This window comes from Gluconacetobacter sacchari (assembly GCF_014174255.1).
In the GTDB taxonomy this organism is placed as follows: Bacteria; Pseudomonadota; Alphaproteobacteria; order Acetobacterales; family Acetobacteraceae; genus Gluconacetobacter; species Gluconacetobacter sacchari.
On the sequence record NZ_JABEQJ010000007.1, the window covers coordinates 60057 to 77557 of the forward strand.

Sequence of the window (17501 nt, forward strand, 5' to 3'; positions counted from 1 at the left end):
TTTAACCTGTTGTTACTGCGCCTCTTTGCGGCTGACTGCATCTTAGCAGTATTTCGGGACGCCTGAATGGCATTCAGGAGGTCGTCGGTTCGATTCCGATTGGCTCCACCAATCCTTCCGGCCCTTTTTTCCAGACAATCCTTCAGCGTGTCCTGCCTTGCAGCGGTTGCAGCGCGCGGTGCCAGACCAGCATCGCGCAGAGCGTCGTGGTTACCAGGGTTCCGGCCATCATGCTCCCTACCGCGGTCCAGTCCGCCGTCCATGGCAGGTGCAGGATCCGGCGCGTGACCAGCCAGGCGGCCGTGCTGCCCAGCAGGATGGCCGAGAGGCCGGCCGTCAGTCCCAGCAATGTGAATTCGATCAGCCAGATCGTGCGGATCTGGCGTGGGCCGGCCCCCACCGCCTGAAGAATGGCGGCGTTGGCGACCCGCTGTCGCCAGCCGGCGGCCAGGGTAGCCGCCAGGACCAGCGCGCCGGATGCCAGGATGATCGAGGCGGCGACGCTGAGCGCCGTGGCGATCTGCCCGGCCAGCGCGGCCAGGCGGGCCAGTACGTCGGCGACCCGGATGCCGGTGACGCCCGGCAGCGCGTCCGTGATGGCAGCCAGTGTCGCCGCGTCCTGATCGGCGCGGCCGTCGGTGGCCAGGGTGGCGACGAAGGTGTGGGGGGCGTGCGAGAGCAGGCCTGGCGAGGCGACGAACGCGAAATTGAGTTGGAGCGATCGCCACGCGACGGTGCGCAGGTTTGCGACCCGGACATCGATCGCGCGGCCCAGTACGTTCAGCCGGACGGTCGAGCCGACATGCACGCCCCAGCCCTGGGCCAGCCCGGCATCCAGCGACAGCAGGGGTGGCCCGCTATAATCGGACGGCCACCATGTGCCTTCGGCCAGTTTTGTGCCGGGCGGCGGCGTGCCCGCCACGGTGAGCCCGTGATCGCCGCGCAATGCCCAGCGGGTCTGCGGCGTGGCATCGACCTGTTCGGCCGGTACGCCGTTGACCGCGACGACGCGCGTGCGCATCGAAGGCAGTTGCTGGACCGCCCGAACCGATGGCTGGGCGCGCGCCAGAGTGTCGAACCGGGCCAGGTCGCCGGGCTGGATATCGATGAAATAGAAGGCGGGGGCGTCATGCGGCATCTGGTCGCGCAATTGCGCCATCATGGCGCCCTCGGTCAGCAGGATGGCCGCCATGGCGGACAGTCCGGCGCCCAGTGCCGTCACCATGTGCGTGGCGTTTGCCTGGCGATGGGCCAGGAGGGCCAGGGCGAGCCTCGGTACGCCGCGCGCCGTATCCAGCCTGGCCAGCAGCACCGATACGCCCTGGCGCAGTATCGTTCCTGCCAGGACCAGGATGGCGACGGCCGTCAGGACGACGGCCAGGAAACCCGCTGCGAAGGGCAGGCTGTCCGCCAGTTGGACGGTCAGGGCACCCGCCAGGATCACGCACGGGATCAGGACCGCGCCGACGCGCGGCGAGCGTATGTGGACCGACCCCCGCCGGGCCTGATCGCGGAACAGCGAGGCCGGGCTGGTTGCGCAGGCCCGCGCTAGCGGCAGGACCACCGAGAGCAGGGCGACCAGCACGCCGAACAGGCCGGCCGTCAGCACGGGTGGAAGGGGCGGCATCGCATGCGTCTCGATCGGTAGCAATCCGCCGAGCATCCGTGCGGCCAGCGGCGGGAGAAGCAGGGCCGCGACCATGCCGGCGGCGATGCCGAGGCCGCACAGGGCGGCGATCTGGAGACCGAATATACGCCGGATCAATGGCCCCGGGGCCCCCAGGCAACGCAGGATGGCGATGGTCCGCCCCCGTCCGTCCAGCCAGGAGGTGACGCCGGTCGAAACGCCCAGGCCCCCCAGCAGCAGGGCGCTCAATCCGATCAATGACAGGAACCGGGCCATCTGGTCCACGGTGCGGGTCAAGGCGGGGGCCGCGTCGGCTTCGCCGCGGATATGCCAGCCCTGATCGGGGAAGCGGGCGGCGATCGCGGCGGCCAGAGCGTGGGCCCTTGCCGGACGGTCGGTTGCCCGGCCGCCCAGCGCCAGGCGGAGCGCGTGGGTGACCAGTGCCCCCGGCTGCATCAATCCTGCCTGGTCCAGGGCCGATCGGGTGATCATGACCGTGGGGGCGAGCATCACCGTGGCCGCGCCGTCCGGGGTGCGGTCCAGGCTGCCCGCCAGGCGGAACCGAGCGGTGCCGATCCGCAGGATTGTTCCGGTCGTGAGGCCCAGCCGGTCGATGACCAGCGGGTCGGCCAGCAGGGCGGGGATGCCATTATCAGGCGCCAGGGCGCGATCCAGCGGTGCCTGGGGGGTGATGGCGAGCGTTCCGACCAGCGGATAGGCGTCATCGACCGCCGAAAGCTCGACCAGCATCCGGCTGTCTTCCCTGCCCGCGCCGCGCGGGGCGTAGAGCATCGAGCGCATGCGCGCCACGCGCGAGACGCGGGCGCCGTGGACGGTCGCGAAATCGGCCAGTTCGGGCGGCAGCGGGTCACTACTTTCGATCGACAGGTCACCGCCCAGCAGGGTGCGCTGTTCGCCGGCGATGCCGTCGCGGATCATGTCGCGCAGGCTGCCGACCGTGCCGATCGTGGCTACCCCCAGCGCCAGGCAGGCCAGTACGACGCGCATGCCGCCGATCCCGCCGCGCAGGTCGCGCCAGGCCAGCCGGGCGGCCAGGCGCCACCGGGTCACGATGCGGGCTCCCGCACCGGGAGGTCGGCCACGACGCGCCCGTCATCGACCCGCAGGCGGCGGTGGCACCGCGCGGCGAGGGCCGGGTCGTGGGTGATCAATATGAGCGTGGTGTTATAGCGCCGTTGCAGGCTGAACAGCAGGTCCATCACCGTGGCGCCCGTGCGGCTGTCCAGATTGCCCGTCGGTTCGTCGGCCAGCAGCAGGCGTGGCCGGGTAACGAAGGCGCGGGCCAGCGCCACGCGCTGTTGCTCGCCGCCCGAGAGTTCACCCGGCAGATGGTCAAGCCGGTGTGCCAGGCCCACCGCGTCGAGCGCCGCGCGGGCGGCGGTCGCGCCGTCGGGCCGGCAGGCCAGTTCCAGCGGCACCAGCACGTTTTCCAGCGCCGTCATGGTGGGAATGAGTTGGAACGACTGGAAGACGATGCCCATCGTCTGGCGCCGGAACCGTGCCAGGGCGTCCTCGCCGAGGTCGCCCAGCGTGGTGCCTGCGATGCGGATCATGCCGCGCGTCGGGCGTTCCAGCCCCGCCAGCAGCATCAGCAGCGATGTTTTGCCGGATCCGGACGGGCCGATCACCCCCAGGGCCTCGCCCTCGGCCACGCGCAGGCTGACATCGTGCAGGATCGTCAGTGCCCCGTGCCCGGCCGCGCCGTCCCGCCGTGGATTGACCGCATTGGCACGGGCCGGCACTGTCAGCCATAGGTCCTGTGCCTCGACCAGCGTCGTCCGTCCATCGGGGAGCCCGTCGCCGTCCATGCGTTTTCCTTCCCGCCGGGTATGGTCCTGCCTGCACGCTACACGGTGTGGGGATAGGGCCCGAATGATTTTTCCACTTCTGCTGGCCTGTCTGTGGGCCGTCTTCGCGCCATCCGTTTTCGCGGCCGATCGGCCGGTGCGGATTCTGGCGCTGGGTGATTCCCTGACCGCCGGATATGGGCTGGCGCATGCGGACGGATTCGTGCCGCGCCTTCAGGCGGCATTGGATGCGCGTGGCGATGCGATCACCATCCTCGATGGCGGCGTTTCAGGCGATACCAGCACCGATGCGCTGGCGCGGCTGGACTGGGCCCTGGGCGACAAGCCCGACGCGGTGATCGTGGAACTGGGCGGCAATGACGGGTTGCGCGGGCTGGACCCGGCACGGATGGAACAGAACCTGACGGCGATTCTCGACCGGTTGCGGCAGGCCCATCTGCCGGTGCTGCTGTCGGGAATGTATGCGCCGCCCAATATGGGCGCGGGTTACGGCCAGTCCTTCCGCGCGGTGTTCGAGCGGCTGTCGCACCGGCCGGGTATTCTGTGGGATCCGTTCTTCCTTGATGGCGTGGCGGCGCATCCGGCGTTGGAACAGGCGGACCATATACATCCCAACCCCGCCGGGGTGGCCGTGATCGTGGCGCGGATGGTGCCTTTGGTGGAGACATTGGCGCGTGGGACGTGAGCGTTCTTTTTTGAAAAAAGAACCAAAAAACTTTTGATTCGGTCAGGAGCTTTGTGCTTGGGACAGACGATGTTCCTGAACCGGTGAAAGTCTTTTTGTTTCTTTTTCTTCAGAAAAAGAAGAGCAGACCGATCTGTTCGGGATTTTCGGAGGCTCCATGGTGGGCGCACAAGGACTCGAACCTTGGACCCGCTGATTAAGAGTCAGCTGCTCTACCAACTGAGCTATGCGCCCATGGAGTGTCCCTCTCGGGTGACGCGCTTCTAACAGCGTCGGGATGGCAGGGCAAGCGGTTTTATCGAAAAAATGTTCTGCATTCTCAGTTATTCAGGCGTGCAAGCACGGTATCGAACTGATCCAGCGACTGATAAAGGATGCGGATCGCCCCGCCCCTGCCGTCGAAGGAGATCTGGACCTTCAGGCCCAGCCGGGTCGACAGGTCGCGTTCCAGGACCTGGATTTCTGGGTTCTTGCGTTCGGTGGCCGCGACCGGGGCTGGGGCCTCGGCCTTGCGGACGGCCTTCTGGACCAGGGCTTCGGTCTGGCGGACATTCAGTCCCTGCTCCAGCACCGTCTTCAGCGCCGCCACGGGGTCGGGGTGGCCCAGGAGCGCGCGGGCGTGGCCGGCTGACAGCCGGCCATCGCGCAGGGCGGCGCGGACAGGTTGCGGCAGGTTGAGAAGCCGCACCATGTTGGCGACGTGAGAGCGGGATTTGCCCAGCGCGCCGGCCAGTTCTTCCTGCGTCAGGCCGTAATCCTGCAACAGCCGTTGCAGGCCCTCGGCCTCTTCGACCGCGTTCAGGTCGGCGCGTTGCAGGTTTTCGACCAGCGCGGCGGCCATGGCATCGCCGTCATCGAGTGTGCGGATATGGACCGGGACTTCGTGCAGTGCCACGATCTGCGCCGCGCGCCAGCGGCGTTCGCCGGCGATGATCTGGTAATGGCCGGTGCGGTCGGGATGCGGGCGAACCAGGATCGGTTGCAGGATGCCGCGGGTGCGGATCGAATCCGCCAGTTCGGCCAGGGCTTCGGGTTCCATCACCTGGCGCGGCTGGAATGGCCCCGGCTCCAGCAGATCGACCCCCAGCGTGCCGGCGCGGTCCTGCTCCGTCCGGCCTGAGACGCGGGCGATGGCGGCCGGGGCCTGGTCGCCCAGCAGGGCCGCCAGGCCCCGGCCGAGGCGCGGACGGGACTGGTCTTTCTTCGTGCTCATGCCCGTGCCTTCTTCTTCCCGGGTGTCTTCAGGCTGTTCCGGGCGATCACTTCATCTGCCAGGGCCTGGTAGGCCATGGCGCCGCTGGATCGGCTGTCATAGGCCATGACCGAGCGCCCGTGGCTCTGCGCCTCGGAGATGCGGATATTGCGCGGGATCAGGGTTTCCATCACCTGTTCGCCGAAGAAGCTGCGCGCGTCGGCGGCGACCAGTTCCGACAGATTGTTACGCCGGTCGTACATCGTCAGCACGATGCCCGCGACATGCAGGTCGGAATTGAAGGCGCGGCGTACCCGGTCCACGGTACGGACCAGTTGGCTGATGCCTTCCAGCGCGAAGAATTCGCATTGCAGGGGCACGATCACGCCGTCCGATGCCACCAGCGCATTCAATGTCAGCAGGCCGAGGCTGGGCGGGCAGTCGATCAGGATGACGTCGAAACCGCTGCCGGCGCGGGAGAGCGCGTCGCGCAGGCGGAATTCGCGCCGGTCCGCCATGACCAGTTCAAGCTCCGCGCCGGCCAGTTCGGTGTCGGCGGCGACGATCCTGAGCCCCGGAATTTCGGTATCCTGGGACAGGTCGGCCATCGGAACATCGTCCATCAGCAGGGCATAGGTGCCCTGGCGCCTGGCGTCGTAGCCGATGCCCAGGCCGGTCGAGGCATTGCCCTGCGGGTCGAGATCGATCAGCAGGACGGACAGGCCATGTTCGGCCAGCCCGGCTGCCAGGTTGATGGCCGTGGTCGTTTTGCCCACGCCGCCCTTCTGGTTGGCGAGGGCGAGAATGCAGGAAGCGCGCGCGGCGTCAGGAGCCCGTTGCGCGTTCTGAGTGTCTGACACGCGTGATTTCACCCAGTTTGAGAATGGTACCGTCCGCGTTGGTGCGGCTTGGCAATCGGGATACAGCCATGTGCCAGTCGGCGGCGGCCGAGGTCAACTCATCGTCGACATTTCTGCCTTTGAGGAACAGGCAAAACCCGTCGGGCGCCAGGAGGCGGCTGCTCCATTCCAGCAATTGCGGCAGGGCGGCCAGCGCGCGGGCGGTGACGACCTGGACCGGCGGAATGTCGATGTCCTCGATCCTGCGCGCCAGTACGGTGACGCGCGCGCCCGCCGCCCGGGCGGCTTCGCGCAGGAAGGCGGCCTTGCGCTGGTCGGACTCGATCAGCGTGACGTCGGCATTGGTTGCGATGGCGATGATCAGGCCGGGAAAGCCGCCGCCAGAACCCAGATCGGCCAGACGCGCGCCAGGCGGGACCAGCGCGGCCAGTTGCAGGGAGTCGGCGATATGGCGGTCCCACAGATGCGGCAGGTCGCGGGGCGAGACCAGATTGATGCGGGCGTTCCAGCGGGTCAGGATTGCGGCGAACCGGTCGAGCCGGTGGCGTAGAGCCTCCGACATGTCGATGGGGCCTTCGCGTTTCACGTGAAACATCAGGCCACCTGCCTGATATGGGCCAGCAGTGCCATCAGCGCCGAGGGGGTGACGCCAGGGATACGTTGCGCGGCGCTGAAGCTGGCGGGCCGGGCCGAGGAAAGTCGTTCCTGCATTTCGCTGCTCAGGCCGCCGATATGGTGGTAGTCCAGGTTCGGAGGGAGCGTGATACGGGTTTCGGCTTCCAATTGCCGGATTTCACGCGCCTGGCGAACCAGATAGCCGCTGTAGCGGGCCTCGGTTTCGACATGACGGCGGATGCGTGGCGGGAGGTCGTCGAACCAGGGGGCGATCCGGGCCACCTGATCTGGTGTGGCGGCGGTTGCCAGCACGTCCAGCAGCGTGCGGCGGCGGCCGTCGGCCGAAACGGCGATACCGGCCTGCTGCAATCCGTCGGGCAGGAAGCTTTCCTGCCCCGCGCGATGCATGGCCTGGTCGATGGCGGTGCTGTCGGCCTGGAACAGGCGGGTGCGTTCGGCGCCCACGCAGCCCCAGCCGATACCCAGGCCGGTCAGGCGCAGGTCGGCATTGTCGGCGCGCAGGCTGAGCCGGTATTCCGAGCGCGAGGTGAACATCCGATAGGGTTCAGACACGCCCTGGGTTGTCAGGTCGTCGATCATCACCCCGAGATAGGCGGTGCCGCGATCGACGGTTACGCCCTGCCCGCCCCCCGCGCGCCGCGCCGCGTTCAGGCCTGCGAGGATGCCCTGGGCGCCGGCTTCCTCGTAGCCGGTGGTGCCGTTGATCTGGCCGGCGAGGAACAGGCGCGGCAGGGCGATCAGTTCCAGTGTCGGGGTCAGGGCGCGCGGATCGACGTAATCATATTCCACGGCATAGCCCGGCCTGACGATGCGGCAGCGTTCCAGGCCGGGGATGGAATGGATCATCTGTTCCTGAATATCCGGCGGCAGGCTGGTGGAGATGCCGTTGGGATAGACCAGATCGCCGCATTCGTTGCCCGGCAGGGCTTCGGGTTCGAGAAAGATCTGGTGGCTGTCGCGTTCGGCGAAGCGCACCACCTTGTCCTCGATCGACGGACAATAGCGCGGGCCGCGCCCGGCGATGGCCCCGCCATAGACGGCGGAAAGATGCAGATGGTCGCGGATCAGGGCGTGGGTTCGCGCCGTGGTGGCGGTGACCCGGCAGGAGATCTGCGGATTGTTTATCGCCGAGGTCAGGCGGCTGAACGGTTCGGGTTCGGCGTCGCCCTTGTCTTCGGCCAGATTGTCCCAGTCGATCGTCGTGCGGTCCAGTCGCGCAGGGGTGCCGGTCTTCAGTCGGCCCATCGGCAGGCCCAGGGCCTGCAAGCGCTCGCCCAGCGCCTGGGACGATGCTTCGCCGACGCGGCCGGCGGGGTGGCTGTCATGGCCGACATGGATCATGCCGCGCAGGAAGGTGCCGGCGGTCAGCACGACCGCGCCGGCGACAAGGCGGCGCCCGTCCTCGCACACCACGCCCGCGACCTGGCCGGCGGCATCGACGATCAGGTCGCCCGCCCCGCCTTCCGCGATGTCCAGGTTGTCGGTTTCGGCCAGCAGGTCCTGGATGGCGTGCCGGTAGAGCGAGCGATCGGCCTGGGCACGCGGGCCGTGGACGGCGGGGCCCTTGGAGCGGTTCAGCAGTTTGAAATGGATCCCGGCGCGGTCGGCGGCGCGGCCCATCAGCCCGTCCAGTGCGTCGATCTCGCGCACCAGATGGCCCTTGCCGATGCCGCCGATGGCCGGGTTGCAGGACATGGCGCCGATCGTGTCGCGCCGATGCGTCAGCAGCAGCGTGCGCGCGCCGGACCGGGCGGCCACCGCTGCCGCCTCGCATCCCGCATGGCCGCCGCCGATGACGATGACGTCGTATTTATCAGACACCTTTGTCCGCTCCCTTATTTGCCGATGCAGAACTGGCTGAAGACGGTATCCAGCAGATCCTCGACTCCGACCGCGCCGGTCAGACGCCCCAGCGCGCGCATCGCTAGCCGCATCTCTTCGCCCCGCATCTCGGGCCAGTGCATATCCAGTGCGGCGGCCAGATGGCCAGCGCTTTCTTCAATCGCCGCGCGATGGCGCGCCCGGGTCAAGGGCGGACCGGCCTGTGCGGCGGTCAGCGCGCGCGCGCGGTTGGCCAGGGTCTCGGTCAAGTGCGCCAGTCCACTGCCCGTGTGGACGCTAATGGTCTGGGTGTCGGGCCGGTTGGTCGTTGGAGGTGAGATGTCGATCTTGTTACGGACCAGGATGGCATCGGCCGGCAGGTTTACGGGTGGGGTATCGCCGTCGAACATGCCGATCACGCAATCGGCCTGTTTCACGTGAAACAGTGCGCGGCGTACGCCCTCGGCCTCGATTTCGTCGTCGGTTTCGCGCAGGCCGGCGGTGTCGATCAGGGTCACCGGCACGTCGCCAAGCACCGCGCGGACCTCGATCGCGTCGCGCGTGGTGCCGGCGCGCGGTGAGACGATGGCCACATCCCGCTCGGCCAGCCAGTTCAGCAGGCTGGACTTGCCGACATTGGGGGCGCCGACAATGGCAAATAGCAGGCCCCGGCGTAGCCGCTCGCCGCGTCCGCCATCGTCCAGATGGGTGCGCATCTCACGCGTCAAACTGCGCAACTCATCCAGCAGCGCCTGTTCGACGGCGGGTGGCAGATCCTCGTCGGGGAAATCGATCAGGGCCTCCTGATGCGCGAGCACGATGCGCAGTCGCGCCGCCCAGCCATCATACAGGCGGCTGAGCGTGCCGTCGGCCTGGTCCAGCGCCTGGCGCCGTTGGGCTTCGGTTTCCGCGTCGATCAGGTCCGCGATGCCTTCGGCCTCGACCAGGTCCAGTCGGCCGTTGAGGAACGCGCGACGAGTGAATTCACCCGGTTCGGCCGGGCGGGCGCCCAGCGCTACCAGCGCGTCGGCCGTGGCGGCGATGACGGCCGGCCCGGCATGGAGATGGAGTTCCGCGCTGTCTTCGCCGGTATAGCTGTCGGGGCCGGGAAACCACAGGACCAATGCCCGGTCGAGCAGGATCGGCGTGCCGTCGCCAGCGGTGTGCCGTAATCCGCGGAGCGTGGCCCGGCGCGGGGCCGGCAGCGTCCCGCACAGTCGGCGCAGCATTGCGTCGCATCCCGCACCGGTCAGGCGCATGACCGCGATGGCCGCGCGCCCTGCCCCGCTGGCGAGGGCGAAGATCGGTGCGTCGGGAGGGGTCCGTTCGGGGGGCATCGGATCTGTTCCTGTCGTCGGCCTGTGTGTGGTCGATCCTCTTGCATGTCGCAACCTGCGGCGGAAGAGTACAGAATGACGGACGAGGATCACAAAGGGACGGACGACCGCATGCCGCAACTTTCGATGCATTCGCCCATCGGCGACCTGACCCTGACCGAGGAAGATGGTGCGATCGTCGCACTGGATTGGGGGTGGGGCCGCGATCAGGACGAAACGCCGTTGCTGCGGCAGGCCTGCGATCGGCTCGACGCCTATTTCGACGGTGCGCCCGACGATTTCGCCGACCTGCCGCTTGCGCCGCATGGTACGCCGTATCGTCAGGCCGTATGGCAGGCATTGCGCGCGATTCCGTTGGGCGAAACCCGCACCTATCGCGATCTGGCCCGGCAGGTCGGCGGGTCGCCACGGTCCATCGGGCAGGCCAACGGGGCCAATCCGATTCCGATCCTGATCCCGTGCCATCGCGTCGTCTCCACCCAGGGGCTGGGCGGGTATTCCGGCGATGGCGGGCTGTCCGACAAGATCTATCTGCTGGACCTGGAGCGGGCCCCGATCCCCGCCCGAACGAGCCAGGATGCCTGACGCGGCCGGACGGTACAGCAAAAGGAAGACTGGCGATGTATAGGGCTATTCGCATCCATGGTTACGGCGGCCCCGAGGTCCTGCAACTGGAGACGTTGCCCACGCCCGTTCCCGGCCGGGGCGAGATCCTGATCCGGCAGGAGGCGATCGGCGTCAATTACATCGACATCTATTTCCGCACCGGCCTGTACAAGGTGCCCGCGCTGCCGGCCATCCTGGGCATGGAGGGAGCGGGAATCGTCCTGGCCGTCGGTGCCGATGTGACCGATTTCGAGCCCGGCGACCGTGTGGCCTATCCCACTTCCCTGGGCGGTTATGGCGAGTGCCGTACCATTGCGGCCGACCGTATCGTGCCGCTGCCGCCGGATATCCCGTTCGACGTGGCAGCCGGCGGCATGCAGCGTGGTCTGACGGCCCGTATGCTGCTGCGCGAGGTTTATGCGGTGCGCCCTGGCGAGACGATCCTGGTCCATGCGGCGGCCGGGGGTGTCGGGTTGCTGATGTGCCAATGGGCGCGGCATCTTGGCGTGCGAACGATCGGGGTGGTGTCGAGCGAGGAAAAAGGCGAACTGGCGCGGCGGAATGGCGCGTCCGATATCCTGATCGGGTATGACAATCTGGCTGCGCGGGTGCGCAAGCTGACCGATGGTGCCATGGTGCCGGTCGTTTATGACAGCGTTGGCAAGGATACGTTCGTTGCCAGTCTCGATTGCCTGGCGCCACGTGGGCTGATGGTCAGTTATGGCAATTCATCGGGCGAGGTTGCCGGCATTTCGGTCCGCATGCTGGCGACGCGCGGCAGCCTGTATCTGACACGACCGGGACTGACGACCTATATCGCCCAGCGCGGGGCCCTGCTGGGCGGGGCCAGGGACGTGTTCGATCTGATCGCGCAGGGGGTGTTGAGGGTGCATATTGGACAGCGCTTTGCGCTGGCGGATGCGGGGGCGGCGCAGACGGCGCTGGAAACCCGGGCGACGACCGGGAGTACGATCCTGCTCCCCTGACGGAAGATGGTTCTTTTCGTCGGGGAGAAGAACAGGAGCCGGATTGCGCCGGCCCCTGCCCTCTGGCCTTCAGGTATTCATCGCGTCGAAGAAATCCCTGTTGGTCTTGCTGTATTTCAGCTTGTCCAGCAGGAAGTCCATCGCGTCCATGGTGCCCATCGGGGCCAGGATGCGGCGCAGGACCCACATCTTCGACAGTTCCGAGCGCTCGACCAGCAATTCTTCCTTGCGGGTGCCGCTCTTGGTGATGTCGATGGCCGGGAAGGTGCGCTTGTCGGCCAGCTTGCGGTCGAGGATGAGTTCCGAGTTGCCGGTGCCCTTGAATTCCTCGAAGATGACCTCGTCCATGCGGCTGCCGGTATCGATCAGCGCCGTGGCGATGATGGTCAGCGATCCGCCTTCCTCGATATTGCGCGCGGCGCCGAAGAAGCGCTTGGGGCGTTGCAGGGCGTTGGCGTCGACACCGCCGGTCAGCACCTTGCCCGATGAAGGGACCACGGTGTTGTAGGCACGCGCCAGGCGGGTGATGGAATCCAGCAGGATGACCACGTCGCGCTTGTGCTCGACCAGCCGCTTCGCCTTCTCCAGCACCATTTCCGTGACCTGGACGTGCCGGGTCGCGGGTTCGTCGAAGGTCGAGGACACGACTTCGCCGCGCACCGAGCGCGCCATGTCGGTCACTTCCTCGGGCCGCTCGTCGATCAGCAGCACGATCAGGAAGACTTCCGGGTGGTTGGCGGAGATCGACGAGGCGATGCTTTGCAGCATCACGGTCTTGCCGGTGCGCGGCGGGGCGACGATCAGGGCGCGCTGGCCCATGCCGATCGGCGAGACCAGGTCGATCACCCTCGGGGTGAAATCCTTGGTCTGGCCCTTGCCGCCCTTGCCGCCCTTGCCACTTTTCTCGGGCTCGCCGCCGACCGCGTCGCTCTCGACTTCCATCTTCAGCCGACGCTCGGGATAGAGCGGCGTCAGATTGTCGAAATTGATGCGATGACGGACCGCCTCGGGCGGTTCGAAATTGATGGTATTGACCTTGAGCAGCGCAAAATAGCGTTCACCATCGCGTGGGGCGCGGATCTGCCCCTCGACCGTGTCGCCGGTTCGCAGCCCGAAACGCCGTACCTGGCTCGGGGAGATATAGATGTCGTCCGGGCCGGGCAGGTAATTCGCCTCGGGCGAGCGCAGGAAACCGAACCCGTCGGGCAGGATTTCCAGCGTCCCCTCGCCATGGATGGCCTGGTCGTTGTCGGCCAGCGTCTTGAGGATGGCGAACATCATGTCCTGCTTGCGCAGCGACGATGCGTTCTCGATTTGCAGGCTTTCGGCGTAGGCCAGAAGGTCCGCGGGGGTTTTGGCCTTGAGTTCGGCGAGATGCATTCAGGTTGCCTTGAATGGGCAGGTCATAGAAGGGGGGAAAACGATCGGCCTGGCGATCAGCGCATCAGTGCGCCTGCCATAAGAACCGGACAAACCGGAAAGCGGCCAGCAACGTTCCATGCGGAGGGATCGACCAGTGGGCGAACGCCCACCAGCGACGGCGGGATAGTAAGGACATTGCCGCCCATGGTCAAGGCATCTGCCAGGGGATGACGGGAGCCTGCTAGCGGCCCCGTGCCAGCCATCCCCGGTGCCTGAACCACAGCAGCGGGATAATGATCGTCGCGGCCATCAGGGCCAGCGAATACCAGTAGCCGTATTTCCATTTCAACTCGGGCATCTCGTGGAAGTTCATGCCGTAGATCCCGGCGACCAACGTCGGCGCGACGCCGATGAAACTGACCACGGTCAGGATCTTCATGCCGTTATTCTGCTCGATGCTGATGAAGCCGAGCGTGGCATCCAGCAGGAACTGGACCTTGTTGGAGATCTGGGACACGAAATCGTTCAGCGACACGATGTCGCGCGCCACCGTGCTCATCCGGTCGCGCAGCTTTTCCGACAGGTCGTGCTTCTTGTTTTCGCTGACGAAGATCGCGATCCGTTCCATGCCCAGCAGGCTGTCGCGTACCGACGATGCGAGATCGCCCGACCGCCCCACCCGGCGGAGCAGCGCCCGCAGCATCTGGTCGGCCCGGCCGGCCTGGCGCGGCTGGTCCGCCTGGAACACGTCGCGCGACAACGTATCCAGCGACTGGCCCAGATGCTCCAGAATGTCAGCCATGCGGTCGACCACCGCCTCCAGCAGCAGGACGGAGACCTCGTCTCCGCTGAAAATCTCCTTGCTGCCGGTGATCTGCTTCGCGATCAGGTCGAACGACGAGAATTCGGTGAAGCGGATCGTCAGCAGCCGGTCGCGCATCAGTACGAAGCCGACCGGCGAGACGAAGAAATCGTCCTGCACCCGGCGCACCAGCGGTGTCGACAGGTAGACGGCATCGTCTTCCATGAACAGGCGCGAAGAGCTTTCGATTTCCTCCAGGTCGGCGCGGGTCGGGATGCGCTGGCCGGTGATCCGGGCCGCCAGGGCCTGTTCATCCGGCGTCGGGTCCAGCAGATCCAGCCACGCGACGCCGGTGGCGTCGGTATCGGTAACGATCGGCCGTGGCGGCTGGCCGGGACAATGGGTAACAAACATGGATGCTGTCTTTCTCCGCTTCCCCGGCCTCGTTCCGGTATCGGGGGGGGCATCGCGCCTGTCAAATCGCCTGGTGCCTTCGGCGGGATGGTAACGAGAGGAGACTGGTAATTTTCCGTCATGCGGTCCAGAACACCCGATATCCTGTATCTAATCGGGTCCGGAGAATGACGTGAGCGCAGCACATACCAATGAAGCAGCATGCGGCACGGCGGAGACCCGGCCCAACAGCCTGCGCGCCGGTCCCGACCCGCGCGGCCGCTTCGGCATCTATGGCGGGCGGTTCGTGGCCGAGACGCTGATGCCCCTGGTCCTGGAACTGGATGCGGCCTATGCGGCCGCCAAGGCCGACCCGGCCTTTCGCAGCGAACTGGACTATTACCTGAAGGATTATGTGGGCCGTCCCAGCCCGCTCTGGTTTGCCAGGCGCCTGACCGAGGAACTGGGCGGTGCGCGCATCTACATGAAGCGCGAGGAACTGAACCATACCGGCTCGCACAAGCTCAACAACGTCATGGGCCAGATTTTGCTGGCCCGGCGCATGGGCCGCAGCCGCATCGTGGCCGAGACGGGGGCCGGCCAGCACGGGGTCGCCACCGCGACCGTCTGTGCGCTGTTCGGGCTGAAATGCACCATCTACATGGGGGCGACCGACGTCGAGCGGCAGAAGCCCAACGTGTTCCGCATGCGTCTTCTGGGGGCGGAGGTCGTTCCCGTGACCTCCGGCGCCGGCACGTTGAAGGACGCGATGAACGAGGCGATGCGCGACTGGGTGACCAATGTCCGCGACACCTATTTCCTGGTCGGGACGGTGGCCGGTCCCCACCCCTATCCGCAGATGGTCCGGGACTTCCAGTCGGTGATCGGCGACGAGACCCGGGTTCAGATGCTGGCGGCCGAAGGCAGGCTGCCGGATGTGATCGTGGCGGCCATCGGCGGCGGGTCGAATGCGATGGGCATCTTTCATCCCTTCCTCGACGACGCTTCGGTCCGTCTGATCGGGGTCGAGGCCGCGGGACGCGGTCTGAACAGCGGCGAGACCGCGGCCTCGATCCTGCGTGGACGGCCGGGCGTGCTGCATGGCAACCGCACCTACCTGCTACAGAATGAGGACGGGCAGATCGACGAGGCCCATTCGATCAGCGCCGGGCTGGATTACCCCGGCATCGGACCGGAGCATTCCTGGCTGGCCGATATCGGGCGCGTCGAGTATGTCGGCGCGACCGATGACCAGGCGCTGGAGGCCTTTCAGCTCTGCACCCGGACCGAAGGTATCATCCCGGCGCTGGAATCCGCCCACGCCCTGGCGCATGCGGCCGTCGTCGCGCCCACGCTCAGCCCCGAGACGCTGCTGGTGGTGAATATCTCCGGTCGGGGGGACAAGGACATCTTCACCGTCGCCGCACATCTGGGAGTGACATTGTGAGCCGCATCGCCCGCCGTTTCGCGGCCCTGAAGAAACAGGGGCGTGGAGCCCTGATCCCGTACCTGCAGGCCTGCGATCCGGATTACGATACCTCGCTGGCCCTGCTGCGCGCCATGCCGGGGGCTGGTGCCGACCTGATCGAGATCGGCGTGCCGTTCAGTGACCCCAGCGCCGATGGTCCGACCATTCAACTGGCGGCGCGACGCGGATTGAAGGCGGGATCCAGCATGGTGCGCGTGCTGGAAATGGTGGCCCGCTTCCGCGAGGACGATGGCGAGACGCCGATCATCCTGATGGGCTACCTGAACCCGATCGAGGCCTATGGCCATGCCCGCTTTTGCGCCGATGCCGCCCAGGCCGGGGTGGACGGGCTGATCGTTGTGGACATGCCGCCCGAGGAAGCCGACCTGCTGGATGGGCCGGCGACGGCGGCCGGGTTGGACCTCATTCGCCTGGTGGCCCCTACCACCGACGATGCGCGGCTGCCCGTGGTGTGCGGTCGGGCCTCGGGCTTTGTCTATTATGTCAGCATTACCGGAGTCACCGGCACCCGCACCGCCAGCAGCGACGAACTGGCGGCGGCCCTGCCGCGCCTGCGCGCCGCGACCGACCTGCCGGTGGCGATCGGGTTCGGCATCCGCTCGCCCGAACAGGCCGGCGCCGCCGTTCGCGCCGCCGATGCCGCCGTGGTGGCGTCGGCGTTGATCGCCACGCTGGAAGAGACGCTGGATGAGCAGGGGCGCGCGACCCCGGAGACGCTGCCGCGTGTGCTGGCGCAGCTTTCGGGGCTGGCTCGGGCCGTGCGGAACGCGTGAGGGCGTTTCTATTTTTTTGAAAAAAGAGCCAAAAAGCTTTTATCTGTTAACGAGTTAACTCCTTGAGTCCGGAATCGGGCCCCGAAGGTTGCCGGCCTTTGGCGGCGTTCGGGGGAGAGACCCGATCCTTGATGGAACCATCTGGCATTTGCCGTCTTCCGCTTGTAAGAAGGCAGGTTTCCGGGGCCGGTACGCGCCCTGTGTGATGGAGTGATGTGATGAGCTGGCTGACCGACTATGTCCGCCCCAAGATCCGCGGCCTGCTCAAGCGCGAGGTGCCGGACAATCTGTGGACCAACTGCGAATCCTGCAGCCAGATGATTCTGGTGAAGGATCTGCGGAAGAACCTGAATGTCTGCCCGCATTGCGGCCATCACATGCGCGCGACGGTGGCCGAGCGGTTTGCCTGGACGTTCGACGAGGGCGCCTGTACGCGCATCGACCTGCCGAAGGTCGTGGCGGATCCGCTCTCGTTCCGTGACCGCAAGCGCTATACCGACCGGCTGAAGGACGAACGCGCGAAGTCGCAACTGGACGAATCCATGGCCGTCGCCCACGGTAAGATCGGCGGCCACGATGCGGTGGTGGCCGTGATGGCCTTCGAGTTCATCGCCGGGACCATGGGCGCGGCGCTGGGCGAGGCCTTCGTGGCGGCGGCGCGGCTGGCGATCCTGCAAAAGGCGCCGCTGGTCGTCTTTACCGCCTCGGGCGGCGCGCGCATGCAGGAAGGCGTGATCAGCCTGATGCAGATGCCGCGCACCACGGTGGCGGTACAGATGCTGCGCGATGCCGGGCTGCCCTATATCGTCGTCTTGACCAACCCCACCACCGGCGGCGTCACGGCTTCGTTCGCCATGCTGGGCGACGTGCAGATCAGCGAGCCCAATGCCCTGATCGGCTTCGCCGGGCCGCGCGTGATCGAGGATACGGTGCGCGAGAAACTGCCCGAGGGCTTCCAGCGCGCGGAATATCTGCTGGATCACGGCATGATCGACATGGTGACCAGACGCGCCGACCTGCCGGCCATGCTGGGCCGCCTGATCGGCCTGTTGAACCATCGGCAGATCGCCGCCCCGCTGCGTCCGGCGGCCTGATTCACGCCG

At 66.9% G+C, this 17501-nt stretch carries 15 protein-coding genes and 1 tRNA gene; 6 read left to right on the top strand and 10 right to left on the bottom strand.

Translation table 11 applies throughout. The features are described 5' to 3' along the window. Positions 1-142: 142 nt before the first annotated feature. Together HLH48_RS07175 and HLH48_RS07180 are read right to left on the bottom strand one after the other, a co-directional pair. A complete protein-coding gene (locus HLH48_RS07175; protein ID WP_264812742.1) occupies positions 143-2698 on the bottom strand; it encodes an ABC transporter permease in 2556 nt (851 codons plus the stop codon). Further along, positions 2695-3456, bottom strand: a complete 762-nt coding sequence (locus HLH48_RS07180) for an ABC transporter ATP-binding protein (RefSeq protein WP_182996812.1) — start codon at positions 3454-3456, stop codon at positions 2695-2697. The genes HLH48_RS07175 and HLH48_RS07180 overlap by 4 nt, the downstream gene beginning before the upstream one ends. 64 nt (positions 3457-3520) lie before the next feature. Here HLH48_RS07180 and HLH48_RS07185 point away from each other — a divergent pair, with 64 nt between their 5' ends. Next, positions 3521-4141 carry an arylesterase gene (locus tag HLH48_RS07185; RefSeq protein WP_182996813.1) on the top strand — a complete coding sequence of 207 codons (621 nt, stop codon included), beginning with the start codon at positions 3521-3523 and terminating at the stop codon, positions 4139-4141. A 158-nt stretch (positions 4142-4299) separates the two neighbouring features. On the opposite strand, the gene HLH48_RS07190 is transcribed toward HLH48_RS07185, so the two are convergent. The 6 genes from HLH48_RS07190 to mnmE all read right to left on the bottom strand — a co-directional run bounded on the left by HLH48_RS07190 (position 4300) and on the right by mnmE (position 9987). Beyond that, positions 4300-4375: transfer RNA gene (locus HLH48_RS07190), tRNA-Lys, on the bottom strand. An 85-nt stretch (positions 4376-4460) separates the two neighbouring features. After that, the gene (locus HLH48_RS07195; protein WP_182996814.1) at positions 4461-5354 is read right to left on the bottom strand and encodes a ParB/RepB/Spo0J family partition protein; all 894 of its coding nucleotides are present in this window, start codon (positions 5352-5354) and stop codon (positions 4461-4463) included. Beyond that, positions 5351-6193 carry a ParA family protein gene (locus HLH48_RS07200; protein ID WP_272502294.1) on the bottom strand — a complete coding sequence of 281 codons (843 nt, stop codon included), beginning with the start codon at positions 6191-6193 and terminating at the stop codon, positions 5351-5353. The genes HLH48_RS07195 and HLH48_RS07200 overlap by 4 nt, the downstream gene beginning before the upstream one ends. Continuing rightward, positions 6159-6788, bottom strand: a complete 630-nt coding sequence (gene rsmG, locus HLH48_RS07205) for a 16S rRNA (guanine(527)-N(7))-methyltransferase RsmG (protein WP_182996815.1) — start codon at positions 6786-6788, stop codon at positions 6159-6161. Before rsmG ends, HLH48_RS07200 begins: the two co-directional genes overlap by 35 nt. Next, complete coding sequence (gene mnmG, locus HLH48_RS07210) at positions 6788-8650, bottom strand: tRNA uridine-5-carboxymethylaminomethyl(34) synthesis enzyme MnmG (RefSeq protein WP_182996816.1); 1863 nt, start codon at positions 8648-8650, stop codon at positions 6788-6790. The genes rsmG and mnmG overlap by 1 nt, the downstream gene beginning before the upstream one ends. 14 nt (positions 8651-8664) lie before the next feature. Next, positions 8665-9987, bottom strand: coding sequence for a tRNA uridine-5-carboxymethylaminomethyl(34) synthesis GTPase MnmE (mnmE, locus tag HLH48_RS07215; RefSeq protein WP_182996817.1), 1323 nt, complete (start codon positions 9985-9987; stop codon positions 8665-8667). 111 nt (positions 9988-10098) lie between these two features. Here mnmE and HLH48_RS07220 point away from each other — a divergent pair, with 111 nt between their 5' ends. Together HLH48_RS07220 and HLH48_RS07225 are read left to right on the top strand one after the other, a co-directional pair. Continuing rightward, positions 10099-10572, top strand: a complete 474-nt coding sequence (locus HLH48_RS07220) for a methylated-DNA--[protein]-cysteine S-methyltransferase (RefSeq protein WP_182996904.1) — start codon at positions 10099-10101, stop codon at positions 10570-10572. 35 nt (positions 10573-10607) lie between these two features. Next, positions 10608-11579 (top strand): quinone oxidoreductase family protein, encoded by a 972-nt coding sequence (locus tag HLH48_RS07225; RefSeq protein ID WP_182996818.1) that lies wholly within the window; start codon positions 10608-10610, stop codon positions 11577-11579. Positions 11580-11648: 69 nt separating this feature from the next. On the opposite strand, the gene rho is transcribed toward HLH48_RS07225, so the two are convergent. Together rho and corA are read right to left on the bottom strand one after the other, a co-directional pair. Next, positions 11649-12959 carry a transcription termination factor Rho gene (gene rho, locus HLH48_RS07230; protein WP_182996819.1) on the bottom strand — a complete coding sequence of 437 codons (1311 nt, stop codon included), beginning with the start codon at positions 12957-12959 and terminating at the stop codon, positions 11649-11651. Between the two features lie 223 nt (positions 12960-13182). Beyond that, complete coding sequence (corA, locus tag HLH48_RS07235; protein WP_182996820.1) at positions 13183-14157, bottom strand: magnesium/cobalt transporter CorA; 975 nt, start codon at positions 14155-14157, stop codon at positions 13183-13185. A gap of 172 nt (positions 14158-14329) precedes the next feature. Here corA and trpB point away from each other — a divergent pair, with 172 nt between their 5' ends. The 3 genes from trpB (at position 14330) to accD (ending at position 17492) form a co-directional block, all read left to right on the top strand. Then, positions 14330-15583 carry a tryptophan synthase subunit beta gene (gene trpB, locus HLH48_RS07240; RefSeq protein ID WP_264812744.1) on the top strand — a complete coding sequence of 418 codons (1254 nt, stop codon included), beginning with the start codon at positions 14330-14332 and terminating at the stop codon, positions 15581-15583. Continuing rightward, on the top strand, positions 15580-16398 hold the full coding sequence (gene trpA, locus HLH48_RS07245; RefSeq protein ID WP_182996821.1) for a tryptophan synthase subunit alpha: 819 nt from the start codon (positions 15580-15582) through the stop codon (positions 16396-16398). The genes trpB and trpA overlap by 4 nt, the downstream gene beginning before the upstream one ends. A gap of 218 nt (positions 16399-16616) precedes the next feature. Continuing rightward, positions 16617-17492 (top strand): acetyl-CoA carboxylase, carboxyltransferase subunit beta, encoded by an 876-nt coding sequence (gene accD, locus HLH48_RS07250; protein ID WP_182996822.1) that lies wholly within the window; start codon positions 16617-16619, stop codon positions 17490-17492. The last annotated feature ends 9 nt before the right edge of the window (positions 17493-17501 follow it).